The sequence below is a fragment of the Halalkalibacter flavus genome, from assembly GCF_036663575.1.
Lineage (GTDB): Bacteria > Bacillota > Bacilli > Bacillales > Bacillaceae_D > Halalkalibacter > Halalkalibacter flavus.
This window is the reverse complement of record NZ_JAWRVK010000015.1, coordinates 45219-62013: the sequence shown is the minus strand read 5'-3', so window position 1 is coordinate 62013 and position 16795 is coordinate 45219. Positions and strand designations below refer to the sequence as shown.

The following is a 16795-nucleotide window of genomic DNA, read 5'->3' as shown; positions in this document are numbered from 1 at the left end:
TTTTATTCATCACCTCCTTTAAGCTTGTTTTGATCTCCTAGCTGATTAGCTGGAATATAATTCTCTAACACTATCAACTCTTCCATCTCATCATCAGGATCTAATCCTACCCAGTTTCTTAGCTCATTCCTACGCATAGAGTTACGGTCAACCATCTGTGTCCCTGCTGTAACCATTTCAGTTAAGTCGTAAGAATATAAGCTACGTGGATTTAATTTGAAATACATGTTCGGGCTGTACAATAAATCCCTAGTTAATGTTTGCGAAATGATTTGACCTATTGAGAAAATCCTAGTATTAACGAAATTGTTATACTCAGCCTTATCAAATTTACCAACACCAAGAAAAAAAGCAGGGATTCCAAGTATCCCTGCTACCGTCTTCTTATCCAGTTCGACTGATTCGTTTATGGCGATATCTGTTAATGACAGTGGTTTTACTTGTTGTACATCAATCATTTCTGCAGGAATAATCCACGGTTGTCCAGCATTTGAAGATTCTAAATACTTCTTATAAACAGCATTACGACCTTCTTCACTTGATAACTCCGCAGTGTTTGAATCAACTTTTACAATTAGACTTGGCATATATTTCCCACTCATAAAACTATTCTTTGTCTTACTAGCTTGATTCAAATTTTTCACAATGTCTCGTAGCACAACCTTATAACCTGTGCCCTTGTACGGATAGTTAGGGTTTGGATTAAGTACAAAGTGTATTACCTCATCAGGACTATAAATCTTATCATTATAGTCAATAACGTACCCACCACTTATATCCTCAAAATTCACTGATGGCATTTGAAAAGGTGTTAAATCACTTATTAATCCATTAGAAGGATTTACACCAATATGCACAACTGAGTTACCATTACCATGTAGAAGCAGATCACTCACAATTTTATAGAGCCAGTTTTTACGTGTCATATATTTATAAGGTTCAACATCAATCTTTCTCGACAACTCATTTCTAACACGTTTATCACCTTTGTCTGTGTTTTCCATAAGGTGAATTGTCATATTAGATACCAAATCAGCAATCTTATCAACTGCTATTCTCACTTCAGGATTATCAGATAGCTTTGTATATCCGTTAATGTCTAATGTGTTATCAGTTTGATCAAGAAACCACCTAACTAAATTTGATTCTGCTCTTGTTTGTCTGTTTTTATTAATCATAAAACCCAATCTTAATCACCTCCTTTGTTGGTAAAGGTGATAAATGCTAGTCCCATAAACAATAAGCCTGTAACAATAAACCCTGCCATTGATGACCAAATAAAAAAGCCTATTGAAATTAATGACAACCCAATAAGCAAAAATATTTCTATTAAATTGTCTTTAAATACTTTCATAAAGTTCATTTATTCACCTCCACCTAACCATTTACTAGCAGTCCCGCTTTTTTGTAGATTCTTTAACATTTGCATAGAAGCAAATACACTTGCATCAAAAATGTCAATACGTTGAGTAGGCATTACTTTTTCATACTGTACTGCATCATCAGTTTTTTCTATTGCTTTAACATTCTGTACGCAATATTCAAAAGCATCGGAATGTAAATAATAAAACTTCTTATCTTTGACTTTACTTTCAATCCTTCTGAATCCTTCTGATTTCAAATGATACAACTGCGGTGTATCTTCAATTCTAAACCGATCCCTCTTCATTCCTAAAAAGAATTCCCTACCAAACTTGCGGTCAAATCCAACTTGTTTAATATTGAATCCTTTTGACCTCATTTTTTTAAACCACTTAATTACTTCTTGATGATCTGTTACTGCTGAGTTTGTCATTGTAAGCCATTTATCATCTTCCCATCCAAACAGAGGTATATTATCCTCGTCTGCCTTCTGGTGCGCTACCACTCTTGGGAAAAAAGCATGCGTAATAGCAATATCAATTTCCTTACCTTGGTGATTGTATGTACCATATAAAGCTGTTCCGACTAAATCATGTAGCTTCGCTAAATCTGCGCCTCCATACCAATCAATTGGTAATTTAGCTAACTCTTCAAGCGTCCAGTTATACTCTCTATCTGATTCTTGGAACTCATCAATATTAAAGTAAGCCCTCATAGCAGAAGTATAAATATTAAGTGACTTTGCTAAGAATGATTTACGTTGCTGAGGATCATTTTGTGCTTGCAAAGCATCATTTAATAGCTCTTTTCCTGAAACAGAAACATTGTAGTTTGGATTCGCTTTCTCATGTTCAATTGGATTCGTGTAATCAACTTCTCCATTTTCATCTTCATCAGCTTTAGCAATAAATACAAACAGTTGCTCGTCTTTAACTGTTCCCTCTAATATTTTTTGGCAATACTTCATTCTGTTGTAACAAAAACTATTAGGATTATCACCTGCCGTTGTGATCCCGATGCAAAGTGAGTTCCTGTAGGCTTTTCCAGATTCTTTGATGGTGTTATAATGACTAGCTGACTTATAAAGGTGCAACTCATCGAGTATTTGAATCAATGTATTCAATGAATCCATCCGATCACTGTTACCAGCAATTGTTTCAATTCGTAAATACCCATCCCCTAAATCTCCACTTATACTATGTTCTTGGTTATTGTCGAGAATGCGAAAGTTTTTATCCTCACCCATGTTACGCAAATTAAATAGTAGAAAGTTAAAGCTTTGCATGGCTTGTTTTAGTTTCTCACCTACGATTACAATTTCTGCTCCTGAACGTCTCTCTAATAAAGCTAAGCCCCATGATAATGCAGACATAAACGGACTCTTTCCTTGTTTACGTGCAAGCATTATGAACGATTCTTTGTATTTTCTAAGCTTTGTAGCCTTTTGAAAGAATCCTAGAAGATTATAAACAACAAACTTTTGCCACGGTTGCAATAAAAAAGGAGTGCCCCTTAACGGATACCCTTCCATATTTTCACCTTTTTGATGAACAAATGTCTCTTCAATTATTTGTATAACAAACTCTGCATCTTTAGGGTTGAAGTCATAATCAGGATTATCCATATCCCTAAGAAACCTTTGACACATTTGGATCTGTTCTTTGTTAGCAACCTTCCCACCTTCAATGATACTGTTAGCATATTCCATTACAACGTCATAATTTTTGTGTTTACTCAAGTTTACTCAACACACTTGCTAATGTAGATTTATTATTTGACTCTGCTGAAATACTTTCTGAGCTTTTAGGAGACAATCCTAATCTATCCGAATATGCTAATAAATCTTTCCTAAGTTTTTCAATTGAATCCACAATGGCAGATTTCTTAGGATTCCCTGCTGCTGTTTCAGTTTCGTATTTTCTACCACTTTCTTCAAAATCTCTTCTTGCTACTAAATAATCGTGATAAATATCAACGTAAATTTCAATTAAATCTCGATACTCTTTTTTATAAATTCCTAATGACTGCATGTCATCAACTGTTCGCTTTTTGATTGTATTTTTGGCTAAAATCCTTGCCATATCACCACCGTCCTTTTTGCTAAAAATGTTCCTAAAAAAGATTTTGGACAACTCGATCTATTGGAAAAAGTTCCCCTCCAACGGTTCCCTGTGACTATTCTGAATCATTTATAGGTGGGGGGTTACTCTTTCCTTCCATTGTTCACCAGTTAATGTTAACTCTCCTGTATTCCTGTCATGCATTCTCTCATGGCATTTGTTACAAAGTGAAATCAAGTTCCAATCACGTAATCCCCATTCAGGATTACTCTCCATTGTAAAACAATGATGAACTACAGTAGCCTCAGTTACCTTGCCGTATCTCTTACACTCTCTGCATTGATATTCATCTCTTCTTAATATTGTTGAGCGCTTACGCTTCCACTTCTTAGATAGATAGAATGGATTAGTCTGTTTCATTCACATTACTCCAATCAATAGGCTCAGCATGAATAACTGCTTGATGTTTAAACAACTCTCTATTCTGACACATCAACTGTTTCATTAATAATTAATAGCTTATCAATATAGCTCATTAACGCATCATCTAAGATAAGACTATTCACACTCGCTATTTCCATTTTACTGTCAATACTCCCAATCGTTTTAAAAAACTTCATCTACTCCACTCCCTCAGCTTCACGCTTCATTGCCTCATCATACAGCTTATCTATTACTTGCTTTCTGTACTTATCATCTCTCATAGCTTCAATACGAGCGTCCACATCATAACCCTGTTCCCTATAGCTATCTAACATTTTATCTAGTCTTGCTGATACACTTTCCATCATTCAACCTCCTAAATTAATAAGATAGTCGCTCTCACTTCTACAAATATTGTCTTTTTATGACAAGTAATGTAGAAAGCGTTACCATGTTATAACTTTTCATTTAATATAATACTTATATCCTACGTCCCTACGTCCAAGTTGTGTAAATACACAAACAGGAGGTAAGTAGTATGCAAATACATCTAAATAACAATAATGAAAAACTAAAAATTAAAATTGAGTTATTACGAATTTGCATGATATCGACTGGAATGCAGTTGGGACTAGATCACCCAAAAACCCTAAAATATAGTCAAGAACTTGATGTAGTCTTAAATGACTATCATCGGATTAAACCCAAACAATACTTCATTGTTTTTTCACTTTACAATAAAAGCTATACTGAACAGTTTCGCTCGCATTAATCACTCTTCAATGCAACTACTATCTAGATTTTTTAATATGTTGATGAAATTTATCTTCAATTCTAATCTTTTAGCTATAATTCTTTTGATTTTGATTCGAACATGCATTCACCACTCCTATAAATTAAATTTACGCATAAGAAAAAGACACTATTTAAAGTGTCTCCAATCCTTCTGATGATCTTATAATATCGTCATCTATGAATCCTCTTGCCCTATACCAACCTTCTGTGGTCTCAATTCTTAAATTTAAACTAGTTCCAAACAATTCAAGATAATTTTCAATTCCATCAAGCTCAACATACCATTCACCTGTTTCTTTAATATTTAATTGAGCCTCTTTAAAATTAATAAAGCCTTTTTCTTCTGAAATTATAGTTTTGACTGATTCTACTTTCATTCAATTATCACCTTTAAAATATACGTTTAAAATATACTGTGATAACTCTAAACTTTCTTTTACTGGATTATCCATTAGCCAATCTATTAAAGCTTTAACCTCATCTTTATCAAATCTGTGCTTAGGATCGGTAGCAGGAATATCCAACTTTGTTCTAATTAAATAACTGTGTTCTGCCAATTCTTCAGGAAGTTCTAATTTCAATAAATAACCTGTTAATAAGGTTGCGAAATCATTATTTCTTACTTCTTGTCCTTGTCTTGCTTTCTTCTCACTTTCTTGTTTCCTCAATTCATCTGCTTTATCACGTTGACTAATGATAGCCCTTTGCTGACCTGACAAATGTCTTGTATCATGTCTGAAACTCATTCTTATCATCTCCTTTTACCTAGCAGTTCGATAAAAAGAGAAAATTTCCTTCTTTATCCAAAATAATAAGCATCCATTAATTTGGATGCTTTTACCTAAAAACCTGTAATTGCTCTTGCCCTCGGACGGTCAGAACCAATAACTAACCTTGTTACTACCTTCATGTTAATTACATTCTCACCATCATCTGAGATGTACCAGTCGTCACGAGTTAATTTATCAATCAACTGTTCTTTTGTCTCAACTTCAATTTCAAGCGTTTTAGAATTATCTTTATCAAAGATGAATCTTACTCTAAACTTTTCCATTATGTATCACCTCCCATAACACCAATTCGACATCATAAGGAGAATGACCTCTATTTATGTAAATATTTGTCTTTCCCTTCCATCTAATTAACTTCTTTTACGCTCTTATTCGGATACGTATCCAATATCAGAGTAGCTAATTTCTCTCGATTAACTAAACGTACACCTGTCTTTTCAGCCAGTTCCTTAGCAGACTTAGTATAATTACTATTTGTAATAACCCAAGCCTCATCAGATTTGTAATATAACATTGCAGATTGAATTTCTTGAACGGCTTTAATTCCTACATTACCTTGGTATCGTTTAGCTTGAATTGCTATCTTAAAACCATCTTTTTCGATTAGTACATCTGCCCCAAAATCCCCACTATTAGGGGTTTTTATAACGCTATATCCACGAGATTTAAATAATTCTTTTAGATACCTCTCAAATTCATAACCATCCATTTGATCAATTTCATGTATCCCTGATTCCCTTAGACGTTTCAGCTTTAATAGTCTCAATTCCTCTAAACGTTTATTATCCTTTATAATTCCGTAAAAAGTTGATATCAACATCACAACAAGAATAAGTGTTAAAATCATCACTGAATAGCCTTTATTTTCGCTACTAAAATACGAAATAAAAAGGGCTATCCACATTATTGAATAAACAAATATTTTGGGTTTATTTCTTCTTTTTCCTCTTAGATTTTTCAACTCTTGAAATCCGTAAATTGATAAAACGCAAATTAAATATATTATGGCAGCGATTATAAGAATTTCTAATCCCATTTATATACAAACCTCCTTCCTGTTTTCCATCATTCTACCATTATACGACAGAATAGGAGGATTGTACTGATAATTTTATGTATTAAGCATTTGCTCCACTATGCAAATGCGTCCAACTTTTCCCATAGACAATGTTATGTGCGTTTCTATATGTCTGATCATAAGAATCTGCAACCATGTGAATGAATGTAGAAAGCTTATTGTTCTCATCCTCTTTCCACTCTGCAAGTTGCTCAAGGATTTCACATACTTCAGACTCTTTCAGCCTCTTGCCCTTACCCATTTTGGCTTTAGTACTATCTCGATACTGCGAGTGTCTTGTTGCCATTTTCAAATTATGTCTACTGTTGTTCCATCTTTCCTCTTCATTTGGATAATGGTCTACTTCAATCTTTCCACGCTTAAAAAACTCAAGAGGAATACCACTCACACTAGCCATAATTAATCTATGTACACCAACTCTTACAGTCACACCATTGTCATCAATTAAACTAGCATACACATAGCCATTATCATTAGGATTCACTTGCAGAAATCTACCTAGCTTCTTATTCCAAATTCGTCCATTTTCCGTATCAGATAAATAATTGCTCAAACCTCTATTAGCTGGAATTGGTGTTAATACTACTTCCTCATTATTAATCATTTCATTATTTACTTTTGTCATTTTACATTTCCCCTTTGTTTGATTATTTTGTTTTCGCTTATTTGCGACTGAATAAATAAAAGACACCAGCTAATGCCAGTGCCTTAAGGGGATAGATAACGCTATCCAAGCGTGGTTCGGTTCGAACCGAACCAAGTTCAATATTTAGTTGTTAAAAGAGTAATAAGTACTCTGTAAAATCCTCAAATAAATTACTCAAGGACTTTACACAGTCTAAAACTTATGATAAATTATAATTACGGTATCGTATGAACATTTTCAAATAAAAAAAGAAAAGGAAGAGAACTCTTTATGATCCTCTTAGTTCCCTTCCCTATATAGGCTATTATCTCATGCTTAAAAAATCGGCTTTTTTACTATGTTTATTAAACCTCAACTTGCTGTCACTTTCCCTTTTTGTCTCATCTTACTTTCTCTCTTAGCTTGCTTCTTAGCCTCATCCTTACATTCATCAGAACAATACTTTTCCTTATGTGTCATAGCTTCAAATTCAGTGCTACACTGACCACAATCCTTAGTCCCACTAACCCGGAACTTAATATTGTTCAACATAACATCCCCAAATACTTCCCATAGAGTCTTCTTATTATCTGCCTTCTTTTCTCTATATAGGAAATCAATAAGAATATCTGCAACCTCTTCCTCTTTCGCTCTTGGTTTAATTCCTTTTGCAACTGTCATGAAATCTTTCTTAATAATTTGAGCTACGTAAAGATACTTATTCTCTTTGTATCCATCACTCTCTTTATCAATCATCCACTTCTTACTCTTATTGACTAAGCGATACTTATCTGTAATTTCCTTGTATAGCTGCTGATTCTTAGTTGTTTTCTTGAAATTTTTATCCGTTAGAAGTATTCTGTAATCCAGTTTATCAGCTACTTTTCTAAAGTGGATTTTCTTTGTAGAAATAATGTCCTCAAGTCTATTAACAACAGGTGTATATTGATGGACTAACTCTCTCTCGACTGCCCCATCTGACTTTAGTACTTCCTCAAACTGTTTAACTACCTTTTCATCAACATCATTATCATCATAATCCTTTGCATATCGGAAGAAGTAAGGCACTTTCCCACTTGTATACTCCTTAATTTCTTTCATTGCTTGCTCTGGTGTTTTCTCAGGAAGAAACTTGGTCTTACTGTAGTCAATCATGAAGTTATTGTACATGCAAAGTAACTTAATAGCTGTGAGCTTATCTTCTGTAAATTCGCCCGAGCTTGAATAAATCTTAGTAATTTTATTTGAAATTTTCCCGATATTGCCTGCAAATGCAAGTTTCAAACTGTTGTAGATATTCTTTTCATCAATTTTTTCAAGTGGTGCTAATTCCATGTGATAAAAGAGTGGATTAATACCCTCCATATGCCCTTTAGCCACGGTGACGAAATGTTTGTTTGTGCAAACGTTAACTTCATCACCATCCCAATCGAATTGGAGAAGCCGACTGAGTAAATCCCAATTGCTCACATACAAGCCACCAGCAACGAACCATTCACTTAAATCTTTGTTCTTAACACTAGTGCGAATCCCATGCTCTCTGAATAGTTGAGGTGATCTTAAAATATCACATTCACCATAACTCAAATGCTTAGAGAATACCTTACCATCCCTTAATAGTCCTTTTGGCTTCTCAATTCTCAGAAATAAAAATTCACAATATCCATATAGATCAGGAAACACAAACATACGCTTACCTTCAATACGTAATGAACCTGCTCTAGCATCGTTAATCATCTTCTCTTTCTTATTCTTTACCATACTTTTCACGTGTGGATCATTAAGTAAATTATTATGTAGAAGCAATGCTTGCTGCAAGTGATTCTTATTATGATTCTCTTCTGTTGCTCCTAGAGTACGCAATAACCCTTCTTTACTACTGCCTAAGTTGTCTATATCATCATTCGTTAACTTAGCAATCTCTTTAAGGTCTTCACGCTCTAAGCTAGTCAAACTTTGGATGAATTGGTAATTTAGTGACATGTCCTTCGTGACATTCTCAACATTACAGATACCAGCTTCACACTCATAGGCTTTAAATAGCTCTTTGAACTCATCCCAATCCTTATAATACTTCCACATTTTAAGTTGACTGGAAGTAATTAGGATTTCAATACCCTCTGCTTCAATATCGTGTGTTTCTCCCCATACATCGGTAACTTTTGCGTTCTTTGCTACGTTCTTTGCATACCTCAAGAAATCGAACGGACAGAGCAAGCCTTTCGCCCAATTAAAGCGGAACTGGAAGCTTTTTTCAGATACAGAAGGTAATATCATCCCACACCCATCTGTTACATTCATCTCTAAGTCATCCTTCTTAACATCAGGTGTAATCTTGTATGTGTCACGATCAATAAAGTCCACTGTACCACCGACTGTCATTTCTAAGTCTGGAACAACTAAAACTTTATCAATATCGAATCCTTCCCACTTAGTCGTGGCTGAGTTCTGTAGCATTAGGTAGGCTAGATATTTGTTAATATTAACTCCCTGAGTCTCCTTATCACCTTTCTTAAATACAGTGTTATTGATTCTTTTTTTAGATAATCCACACATTAATTTTTGCTCAGTGGTATAGGTTTGACCCGTTTCTTTGTTCGTATGTACTTTATCAAGTGCTGACTTCTTAGCGAATACACATTTCTTTGTCTTTAATTGACCACTGGAAGAGGATAGATAAACGTAATCTTCACCGTTGTAAGTAAATCCCTTCATGATCAAATCCTCTAGAACTTTCTCATACAACACTTTCACAATGATTAACGCATCATTTACTTGCTCTACTTTTAGCTCCAGTGTTCTTGACAATGAAGATTCAAACAGAGCAACAACATTATAAGACTTGGGGATTTGCCTATCATCCTTCTCTATGAGTAATTCAGATGGATTTAATTCACGCTTCGATTCATTTTTATCAATTAGCGCTTTCAATTTTTTACTCTGTATAGAGACCTTTTTCTCAATGTCCTTAATCATACTGTCTATCGCATCAACCTTCGATAGCTTATGTTTTGCTGCTAATGCTTCAACTTCATCTTTAAGTGAATTATGTAGGTCTTTATTGTGATACTTTTTGAATTGCCCTTCTTCAATTGACTTGATAACTTCTAACTCAGACTTCTTAACTCTTAACTCCATTAATTGATTACCAATGTTTCCTTCTTTTTCATTAAAGAATGCACCCGTATTTACTGAATAGACTAATACACGATTTTCTAAGTTTGACAATAACATCGACCCCTTCAAAATTTGATTGATTAATATGTTATGTAAGAATAATCCTCAAAATTGACGTGAGCACGACTGTGCGCGCGGACAATTTAATATGTATCTATACTCTGTATCTCTTTATGTATCTATAACTGTATTTTTATATCTATACTCTTCTTTAAGCCTACCTACTTCCGTAGTAAATAGGACAGAGTCTAGTAGTTAATCTTCATTATGTAGTAATTGACCTTCTTTTATCTGGTAGCAAAATCATTTATCTAGTAGAAAATAGGATATGGCTCAATCCATTGATACATAAGGGTTTTAAAATCCTGCTTTTTGGTACATTTGAACCAACAATTTTGGTATATTTTCCACCTTCACATACGTATGATTTGCATATCTTGCAAAATCGATATAATTTCCATCCACTTCCCAGCCTACGTGCTCTAATTTAAATTTCTTAATCCAAATCAACTTATGCTTGAGCAATATCTTGTTATATTTATCAATCGTTTCTTTAGCAAACCCTGTCTCATTAGATATTGTTTCAATGGAAGCATACGCATGATCTTTATATAGCTCCAATCGGTTAATACGTGACTCGTAGTAATACATTAAACGAATACCAATAGTACCAATCTCATCAAGAATTTTCTTGTCTATGAGCCGTATATCAAGCTGTGTGAACATGTTTTTATTATGTAATGGTGTCATTTCCTTATTAATCTGAATCTCTAGAGCAGACCTTCTAGGCAATGTCTCAATCTTATTAAGTATTAAATTGTTTTCGTACAAGTTATGTAATACTGCTTTGAAGCTTCTATTATCTGATATGGATAAATAGCCTTTGAATGCCTTGTGATCAACTTCTAACGTCTCAGTCTTTCTCTTACCGTACATCTCACACAATTTAGCAAAAGCAACAAATGCCTTTGAGGTTATGTTTGGATTTCTTACCACTTCATCTGATAATAGTTGCAACTTAAAAATTTTAGTTTCATCTGCCATTCAACCACTCCTTTAATTGTTTTGTTATGTAATATTGCAGTATGTAATGTTACCTTATGTAATGTTAGATGCTGTTTCTAAACTCATCGTATTCTTCCTTTATGCTCTGGAACATCTTTGCGTTCCCACCCTTATCAGGATGAAGTATCTTAATCAACTTTTTATATTCCCTTTTAATTTCTTCATTGGTAGCTGTAGAGGATAAGCCCAGTTTCTCACGATAATTAATTTCAGGTAAAAAGTTGCTAACACCACTTGAAGCGTTTTTATACCACTCATCATATTGTTTCTCTGACTTCTCTTTATCCTCTTTAAACTGTTTTTCGATTATATCTAAGGCTTCATGAACGTCACGATCTTCAGTAGCCCAATTAATTAATATGGTATGAAATTTATCCCAATCAACCGTATCAACTTTTAGGAAATGGGTTAAATCGTATTTTCTGATCATCCCCATATAACGCTCAACATGAGTCAACTTAGCTCCTGCCTTAACAAAATTACTAAAGAATGCTATATGTTTCTTAAAGTGTTTCTGTTCATTAAGCCACCATATTGAAAGGTCAACTTCCTGTTGCTCGTCTTTTTCAAAATGATTAGCAATTAAGAAAGCAAGATCAATTGATATCCTATCGTCCATAATCTTTTTCTTAATTGAGTCAATCAGATTGTAGAAAACATTTATAAACTCGTTAGTGTATCTATCTTCACTGACTAGCTTCTTCTTTTCATTAAGTTGTTTTTTCAATAGTTCAGTATGCTCATTATCTAATCGCTCATAAGCATTTTCCAATCGACTATATTGCCTTTTGTAATTATTGAGCTTTGTTTTCAGATTATTAATCTCAGCAACCTTATCTCTTCCAGTCCTCTCATTAATAAACCTATTCAAATCTCCTGCATCAACAAGAAACCCTGCTTTCCTGTTCTCTGTTCTATTCGCCTTAATCTTCCCTTCTCTCAGCCACCTTCTCACAGTTTGAATGCTATCTGTTACACCAGCATCCTTTAACCTCTCCAACGCTTGCTCTACTGTCATCAATACCTCCTAATATTATGTCGTGTAATTTTAGACAAGGTAACGTTATAGACACGAACCTTGTCTGTGAATTAACTATAACATGACTGAATTTGGAAATCAACCCTATTCCCGAACTTTATAAATAAATTTTTTATTATAGTTCGGTTTTATTTAAAAAATTAAATACAACAAAACAACAACGTTCGTATTTTGGTAGTTTCGCAGTGATTTCCCACTATAAAAATACAACGTAACAACAATAGGTTTATGAAAACCGAATTAAAAGGTGAGAAATGATATTTTTTGTTCATTTTCTGTTACCTACATTCCTACAGAGTGTCGGTGGGTAGCGTTTTGACACAATGTAAAAATGCTCATACCTACCTCTCTCATACTCATTCTTGCTTCCATATGCTCTTGTTTCCAACTTGGATCATTGAATAAAATTGGTATTTTATTTGTTGTGACATACCGGATAGGCATGTTGTAGGAAAAGAATTAAGGAGGCTCCCTTAATCAGCTAAGAACTCCTCATACTTCTCCTCAATTGATTCATCAATAACTTCTGGTAATTCATCAGTAATAGCTTGCTTATCGTTCTCTGAGAGCGCAAGAAAAGCCTGTTTATAAAATCTAGCTAGTGATTCCATGATTACACGCCCAATGACCAAACAAAGCTAATAAATCCAACACACAATATAGCAGTTACAACAACTATTGCCTTCTCAGTTTCCATGCGTTTTAAACGTCCTATGAGCTTCATACAGACACCTTCTCACTAGCTAGTAGCTCTCTCAGCTCAGCATAATAAACCTCATCAAAAGTACGTTCACAAGCTCTAAACCAATATCCCTTAAAGTCTTTACGAACCTTATTTTGCTTGAGCTCATAGATACACGCTTTAAACGTTTTGACAACATCAATTGTTAACTCATCAAGTGTTACATCAAGGTTAGCTCTACGATATGCTAAACGCACCTTGTTGTAGAGAGCTTTAATTTCCACTGCTGTGCTATAAAAAGGCTTCACAGCGTTGATAAATGGCTGCGGTATATCTTTTGAAACAAAAGTATGATCAAGGTCATTGAGAGTTGGTACGTGCGTATCGTTGTTTTGATTATTTTGGTTTTGTTTTAAGAAGGTTTGGTCTTGTTGGTGTATCACTTTTTCAATAGCTTGTGTTTCAACCTTTCGTTTGTCACCATTGGTTACAATTGATTCTGTGTTTTGCTCTTCGGAAATTCCGACAAGTTCTAAAGGTTGAATTTGAATAGCATTTGAAGTCTGTTGCATATCTGAAGAACGTTTCATTTCGTATTGTTTGATTATTCCAAAATATTCTAGCGCCTTACAAGCACGAATAATAGTAACTCTCGACTTACCGATTAGCTCACCAATTTTATTCTTAGTAAGAAATGATACACCCTTGTATTTGGCACTGTAGCGATGTAAGAGGTCTAAAACAGCAACTTGAGTCTTATTTAACTGATCAGCAAACTGTTCCTTATAGGAACGCACAGCATTGTTTAAATCAGTGATATGGGTAAATGTAGATAGGTTTTGATACGTGGATTCTGAAGCTATGATTGTAATTGGTTTCTTGGACATTTCTTTCTCCTCAATGCCCCACTCTATCAATTTTATTCTTGTAAAATTACAAAGACTCTCGTATAGTAAAAATACGAGAGTGCTACAGGTAAAACCGTTGCTATTCCTTATAGAAAACCGATTGGGTATACATTAAAACCCTTGGTACATAAGGACTTTTCAAAATAACAATTTCAAATAATCCAAAGTCGGTCTTCAAAACCGCTTGGGAGGCGCGTGCCGTCTCCGGTAGGTTCGATTCCTACACAGTCCCGCCAAATTAAGGTTTTTATGGTTTCAAGGGTTTTAGATATCAAACGGTCTCGGTTGGATTTTAGGCGAAACCGTGGCAGACCGTTAAGGTGAGACCGCTTGAGTTCGTCTACATATTTATCCAATCTGTATCCTTCTACATCCAAAATGTGGGGGTTTTTTTCATGCCAATGGCTTTTCACAAAAAATGTGCTTACCTACCTCACACGCTTTATTGTTTGCTCTTTATGGTCTGCCGCTCCTGTTGCTATTACAACGGCGTCGATTTCAGGATTCTTCAACATTTCATCATAATCTGGATAGCCATACTCAATACCAAATTCTCCCTGAATTTTCTTAACTTGCTTTCAGTTCTGGCACACACCGCTATAACCTCTGCACCTGCAGCCCTTGACCAAATACAACCTACCCATACTTCCGATACCCACAATACCATATCTTATCTTTTCATCTCGTAACCTCCTGTTTTCATTCTATTTTTCTATAAGTTCTTACAGCCCGGTCATTTTCTTGATGTATTGTCTTGCTTTTAATGCGTATTCAAATGGATTTGCAAGAGCCGGATCTTGCTCTGCCTCTACAAGAAACCAGCCTTCATATCCCGATTCTTCCAGTGCCTTAAAAACACCCATAAAGTCGACAAATCCATCTCCCGGTACGGTAAAACAGCCTTCAAGCACAGCTTTGCGGAATTTGTATCCTTCTGCTATGGCAGCTTCCATTCTTTCTCTACGAATATCCTTTAGATGTACGTGTCCTATTCTAGGACCAAATAATCTGGCTGCCTCGACAGCATCTTCACTCGAAAAAGTAAAATGTCCCGTATCGTAGCATAGATAAACATCTTCAGGATTTGTGTGGTCTAGGAGTCTTTGGGTCTCTTCTATGGTCTGTACCACTGTTGCCATATGGTGATGAAAGCATAGCTTGAACCCACGTTCAGTAGCTATTTTCCCCAGCTTATTCAGGCCCTCCGTCAAACTTTGCCATTCTTCGTCTGTGGCAACAGGTTTTTTGTCTCCAAACATGGAGCATTCCTTAGCAAATAGATTGTAACTGAGTTCACATACATTAATACGGTTTGCACCCAGCAATTCCAAAAAGTACAACTGTTTAATGAATGCTTCTTCATTCTCTTCATAGGGTGTTGTACAAAGAAAAGAACTGAACCACTTACTGGCAATCTTTATTCTGCGAAGTTCAAGACTTTTTTTTAGAATAACCGGATCTGTGGGAAACCTGCCTCCGACTTCCGTTCCTGTAAAACCAGCTAAAGCCACCTCACTGATACACTGCTCAAAACTGTTTTCTTTCCCAAGTTCGGGCATATCATCATTGGTCCAACCAATAGGTGCGATACCGAGCCTTATTTTCTTGTTTTCAAACATAGTGTATCCTCCTTTCTATTAAACTCTACTAAACTTCTTCCCACTCACCTGTTTCGATGGATTTTAGTACTGCATCGACAATGCTGTCCACTTTAGCACCCATTTCGAAGGTACATGCATAGTCTGTACCCGTTGTAACCGCAGACAGGATTTCCTTGGCCTGAAGGATTTTCATGTCGTCAAACCCGATAGCGATGCCTCCCGCAGGTTGGAAAGCGGAGAATCCCTTATGATAGGGGTTTAGATGAACGGTCCTATAACCGCAATCACGTCCTTCATCCTTTTTAAAGTAAACTTGAACCTCACCCATACGTTGTAGGTCATAAATGACACTTCCCTGTGTTCCTTGAATCTCGTAATAAAAATAATTCTTACGGCCAGTGGCTACCCTGCTTGATCCAATACTGCCGATTGCTCCGTTTTTATACTTACAGAGGAATTGAATAATATCATCGTTTTCTACCACAGCTTTTTCCTTGGAACCTTTAGACACTGCTCTTTCCGGAATTACAATGCTTTGCATACCACTGACCTTCTCAATATCTCCGAGAAGTACATGAAATACACTCAATAAGTGGCAGCCCAAGTCTCCTAAGGCACCCGAACCAGCTAATCTATTAATGTGCCGCCATGTAATAGGAAGATCAGGATCCAGAAGCATGTCTTGGTCATAAGTGGCTGTTACACGCATAACCTGCCCTAAAGCACCGGTCTTGATAAGCTCTTCTACATAGGCATTGGCAGGATTCATTACATTAGAGTAACCCGCATAGTTTACTACGCCTTTTTCTTTTGCCAAGTCCGCCAGTTCTCTGGATTGCTTCCCAGAAATACTAAGCGGTTTTTCACAGAAAACATTTTTCCCATGCTCTAGCGCCGCTTTGGCCATTTCATAATGCATGGAATTTGGTGTTGAAATATCAATCAAATCGATGGTCGGATCCGTAATCACTTCCTTCCAATCTGTCGTATATCGATTATAGTTCAAGCTTTCTTTGGCTTGTTTCGCTAATGCTTCATTAATATCTGCAATGACCTCAAAAACAGGCACTCCAAATTCTGTTCCAAAAACAGATACTGCGTTACGAAAAGCCATGGTATGAGCCTTAGCCATCCAGCCAGCTCCAATAACACCGATTTTTACCTCTTTCATCTGTTCTACCTCCTAAAA

At 35.5% G+C, this 16795-nt stretch carries 21 protein-coding genes; 1 reads left to right on the top strand and 20 read right to left on the bottom strand.

The annotated features are described in order from the left end of the window. Window positions 1-2: 2 nt before the first annotated feature. The 7 genes from SAY88_RS11675 to SAY88_RS11645 all read right to left on the bottom strand — a co-directional run bounded on the left by SAY88_RS11675 (window position 3) and on the right by SAY88_RS11645 (window position 4213). Complete coding sequence (locus tag SAY88_RS11675; RefSeq protein ID WP_332632074.1) at window positions 3-1178, bottom strand: phage portal protein; 1176 nt, start codon at window positions 1176-1178, stop codon at window positions 3-5. 11 nt (window positions 1179-1189) lie between these two features. Next, window positions 1190-1363 carry a hypothetical protein gene (locus tag SAY88_RS11670; protein WP_332632015.1) on the bottom strand — a complete coding sequence of 58 codons (174 nt, stop codon included), beginning with the start codon at window positions 1361-1363 and terminating at the stop codon, window positions 1190-1192. Continuing rightward, window positions 1364-3070, bottom strand: a complete 1707-nt coding sequence (locus SAY88_RS11665; protein WP_332632073.1) for a terminase large subunit — start codon at window positions 3068-3070, stop codon at window positions 1364-1366. A gap of 22 nt (window positions 3071-3092) precedes the next feature. After that, window positions 3093-3443 (bottom strand): P27 family phage terminase small subunit, encoded by a 351-nt coding sequence (locus tag SAY88_RS11660; RefSeq protein WP_332632013.1) that lies wholly within the window; start codon window positions 3441-3443, stop codon window positions 3093-3095. 108 nt (window positions 3444-3551) lie between these two features. Further along, a complete protein-coding gene (locus SAY88_RS11655; protein WP_332632011.1) occupies window positions 3552-3842 on the bottom strand; it encodes an HNH endonuclease in 291 nt (96 codons plus the stop codon). Between the two features lie 59 nt (window positions 3843-3901). After that, complete coding sequence (locus SAY88_RS11650; RefSeq protein ID WP_332632009.1) at window positions 3902-4042, bottom strand: hypothetical protein; 141 nt, start codon at window positions 4040-4042, stop codon at window positions 3902-3904. Further along, entirely contained in the window at window positions 4043-4213 is a 171-nt protein-coding gene (locus SAY88_RS11645; protein ID WP_332632007.1) for a hypothetical protein, read from the bottom strand. It lies immediately after the preceding gene. 170 nt (window positions 4214-4383) lie between these two features. Here SAY88_RS11645 and SAY88_RS11640 point away from each other — a divergent pair, with 170 nt between their 5' ends. Next, the gene (locus SAY88_RS11640) at window positions 4384-4617 is read left to right on the top strand and encodes an aspartyl-phosphate phosphatase Spo0E family protein (protein ID WP_332632005.1); all 234 of its coding nucleotides are present in this window, start codon (window positions 4384-4386) and stop codon (window positions 4615-4617) included. Window positions 4618-4771: 154 nt separating this feature from the next. On the opposite strand, the gene SAY88_RS11635 is transcribed toward SAY88_RS11640, so the two are convergent. The 13 genes from SAY88_RS11635 to SAY88_RS11580 all read right to left on the bottom strand — a co-directional run bounded on the left by SAY88_RS11635 (window position 4772) and on the right by SAY88_RS11580 (window position 16777). Next, window positions 4772-5017 (bottom strand): hypothetical protein, encoded by a 246-nt coding sequence (locus tag SAY88_RS11635; RefSeq protein WP_332632004.1) that lies wholly within the window; start codon window positions 5015-5017, stop codon window positions 4772-4774. Then, window positions 5018-5386: a hypothetical protein gene (locus SAY88_RS11630; RefSeq protein ID WP_332632002.1), complete on the bottom strand. Its 369-nt coding sequence runs from the start codon at window positions 5384-5386 to the stop codon at window positions 5018-5020. 95 nt (window positions 5387-5481) lie between these two features. Beyond that, window positions 5482-5694, bottom strand: coding sequence for a hypothetical protein (locus SAY88_RS11625; protein ID WP_332632000.1), 213 nt, complete (start codon window positions 5692-5694; stop codon window positions 5482-5484). A gap of 83 nt (window positions 5695-5777) precedes the next feature. Continuing rightward, the gene (locus SAY88_RS11620; RefSeq protein WP_332631998.1) at window positions 5778-6467 is read right to left on the bottom strand and encodes a restriction endonuclease; all 690 of its coding nucleotides are present in this window, start codon (window positions 6465-6467) and stop codon (window positions 5778-5780) included. A gap of 82 nt (window positions 6468-6549) precedes the next feature. Then, a complete protein-coding gene (locus SAY88_RS11615; protein ID WP_332631996.1) occupies window positions 6550-7134 on the bottom strand; it encodes a hypothetical protein in 585 nt (194 codons plus the stop codon). A 372-nt stretch (window positions 7135-7506) separates the two neighbouring features. Continuing rightward, the gene (locus tag SAY88_RS11610) at window positions 7507-10362 is read right to left on the bottom strand and encodes a hypothetical protein (RefSeq protein ID WP_332631994.1); all 2856 of its coding nucleotides are present in this window, start codon (window positions 10360-10362) and stop codon (window positions 7507-7509) included. Between the two features lie 306 nt (window positions 10363-10668). After that, window positions 10669-11355 carry a hypothetical protein gene (locus SAY88_RS11605; RefSeq protein ID WP_332631992.1) on the bottom strand — a complete coding sequence of 229 codons (687 nt, stop codon included), beginning with the start codon at window positions 11353-11355 and terminating at the stop codon, window positions 10669-10671. A 64-nt stretch (window positions 11356-11419) separates the two neighbouring features. Then, on the bottom strand, window positions 11420-12394 hold the full coding sequence (locus SAY88_RS11600; protein WP_332631990.1) for a DnaJ domain-containing protein: 975 nt from the start codon (window positions 12392-12394) through the stop codon (window positions 11420-11422). Between the two features lie 494 nt (window positions 12395-12888). Then, window positions 12889-13026, bottom strand: a complete 138-nt coding sequence (locus tag SAY88_RS11595; protein ID WP_332631988.1) for a hypothetical protein — start codon at window positions 13024-13026, stop codon at window positions 12889-12891. 109 nt (window positions 13027-13135) lie between these two features. Further along, window positions 13136-13984 carry a helix-turn-helix domain-containing protein gene (locus SAY88_RS11590; RefSeq protein ID WP_332631986.1) on the bottom strand — a complete coding sequence of 283 codons (849 nt, stop codon included), beginning with the start codon at window positions 13982-13984 and terminating at the stop codon, window positions 13136-13138. A 449-nt stretch (window positions 13985-14433) separates the two neighbouring features. Continuing rightward, window positions 14434-14568: a Gfo/Idh/MocA family oxidoreductase gene (locus SAY88_RS25985; protein WP_431308864.1), complete on the bottom strand. Its 135-nt coding sequence runs from the start codon at window positions 14566-14568 to the stop codon at window positions 14434-14436. A 159-nt stretch (window positions 14569-14727) separates the two neighbouring features. Continuing rightward, the gene (iolE, locus tag SAY88_RS11585) at window positions 14728-15624 is read right to left on the bottom strand and encodes a myo-inosose-2 dehydratase (RefSeq protein ID WP_332631984.1); all 897 of its coding nucleotides are present in this window, start codon (window positions 15622-15624) and stop codon (window positions 14728-14730) included. A gap of 28 nt (window positions 15625-15652) precedes the next feature. Continuing rightward, window positions 15653-16777, bottom strand: coding sequence for a Gfo/Idh/MocA family protein (locus tag SAY88_RS11580; protein WP_332631982.1), 1125 nt, complete (start codon window positions 16775-16777; stop codon window positions 15653-15655). Window positions 16778-16795: the final 18 nt, after the last annotated feature.

What these genes read in the sequence shown, in the direction of transcription:
- SAY88_RS11675 (WP_332632074.1), bottom strand. Translation starts at nt 1,178, where the DNA reads ATGATTAATAAAAACAGACAAACAAGAGCAGAATCAAATTTAGTTAGG.
- SAY88_RS11670 (WP_332632015.1), bottom strand. Translation starts at nt 1,363, where the DNA reads ATGAACTTTATGAAAGTATTTAAAGACAATTTAATAGAAATATTTTTG.
- SAY88_RS11665 (WP_332632073.1), bottom strand. Translation starts at nt 3,070, where the DNA reads ATGGAATATGCTAACAGTATCATTGAAGGTGGGAAGGTTGCTAACAAA.
- SAY88_RS11660 (WP_332632013.1), bottom strand. Translation starts at nt 3,443, where the DNA reads ATGGCAAGGATTTTAGCCAAAAATACAATCAAAAAGCGAACAGTTGAT.
- SAY88_RS11655 (WP_332632011.1), bottom strand. Translation starts at nt 3,842, where the DNA reads ATGAAACAGACTAATCCATTCTATCTATCTAAGAAGTGGAAGCGTAAG.
- SAY88_RS11650 (WP_332632009.1), bottom strand. Translation starts at nt 4,042, where the DNA reads ATGAAGTTTTTTAAAACGATTGGGAGTATTGACAGTAAAATGGAAATA.
- SAY88_RS11645 (WP_332632007.1), bottom strand. Translation starts at nt 4,213, where the DNA reads ATGATGGAAAGTGTATCAGCAAGACTAGATAAAATGTTAGATAGCTAT.
- SAY88_RS11640 (WP_332632005.1), top strand. Translation starts at nt 4,384, where the DNA reads ATGCAAATACATCTAAATAACAATAATGAAAAACTAAAAATTAAAATT.
- SAY88_RS11635 (WP_332632004.1), bottom strand. Translation starts at nt 5,017, where the DNA reads ATGAAAGTAGAATCAGTCAAAACTATAATTTCAGAAGAAAAAGGCTTT.
- SAY88_RS11630 (WP_332632002.1), bottom strand. Translation starts at nt 5,386, where the DNA reads ATGAGTTTCAGACATGATACAAGACATTTGTCAGGTCAGCAAAGGGCT.
- SAY88_RS11625 (WP_332632000.1), bottom strand. Translation starts at nt 5,694, where the DNA reads ATGGAAAAGTTTAGAGTAAGATTCATCTTTGATAAAGATAATTCTAAA.
- SAY88_RS11620 (WP_332631998.1), bottom strand. Translation starts at nt 6,467, where the DNA reads ATGGGATTAGAAATTCTTATAATCGCTGCCATAATATATTTAATTTGC.
- SAY88_RS11615 (WP_332631996.1), bottom strand. Translation starts at nt 7,134, where the DNA reads ATGACAAAAGTAAATAATGAAATGATTAATAATGAGGAAGTAGTATTA.
- SAY88_RS11605 (WP_332631992.1), bottom strand. Translation starts at nt 11,355, where the DNA reads ATGGCAGATGAAACTAAAATTTTTAAGTTGCAACTATTATCAGATGAA.
- SAY88_RS11600 (WP_332631990.1), bottom strand. Translation starts at nt 12,394, where the DNA reads ATGACAGTAGAGCAAGCGTTGGAGAGGTTAAAGGATGCTGGTGTAACA.
- SAY88_RS11595 (WP_332631988.1), bottom strand. Translation starts at nt 13,026, where the DNA reads ATGGAATCACTAGCTAGATTTTATAAACAGGCTTTTCTTGCGCTCTCA.
- SAY88_RS11590 (WP_332631986.1), bottom strand. Translation starts at nt 13,984, where the DNA reads ATGTCCAAGAAACCAATTACAATCATAGCTTCAGAATCCACGTATCAA.
- iolE (WP_332631984.1), bottom strand. Translation starts at nt 15,624, where the DNA reads ATGTTTGAAAACAAGAAAATAAGGCTCGGTATCGCACCTATTGGTTGG.
- SAY88_RS11580 (WP_332631982.1), bottom strand. Translation starts at nt 16,777, where the DNA reads ATGAAAGAGGTAAAAATCGGTGTTATTGGAGCTGGCTGGATGGCTAAG.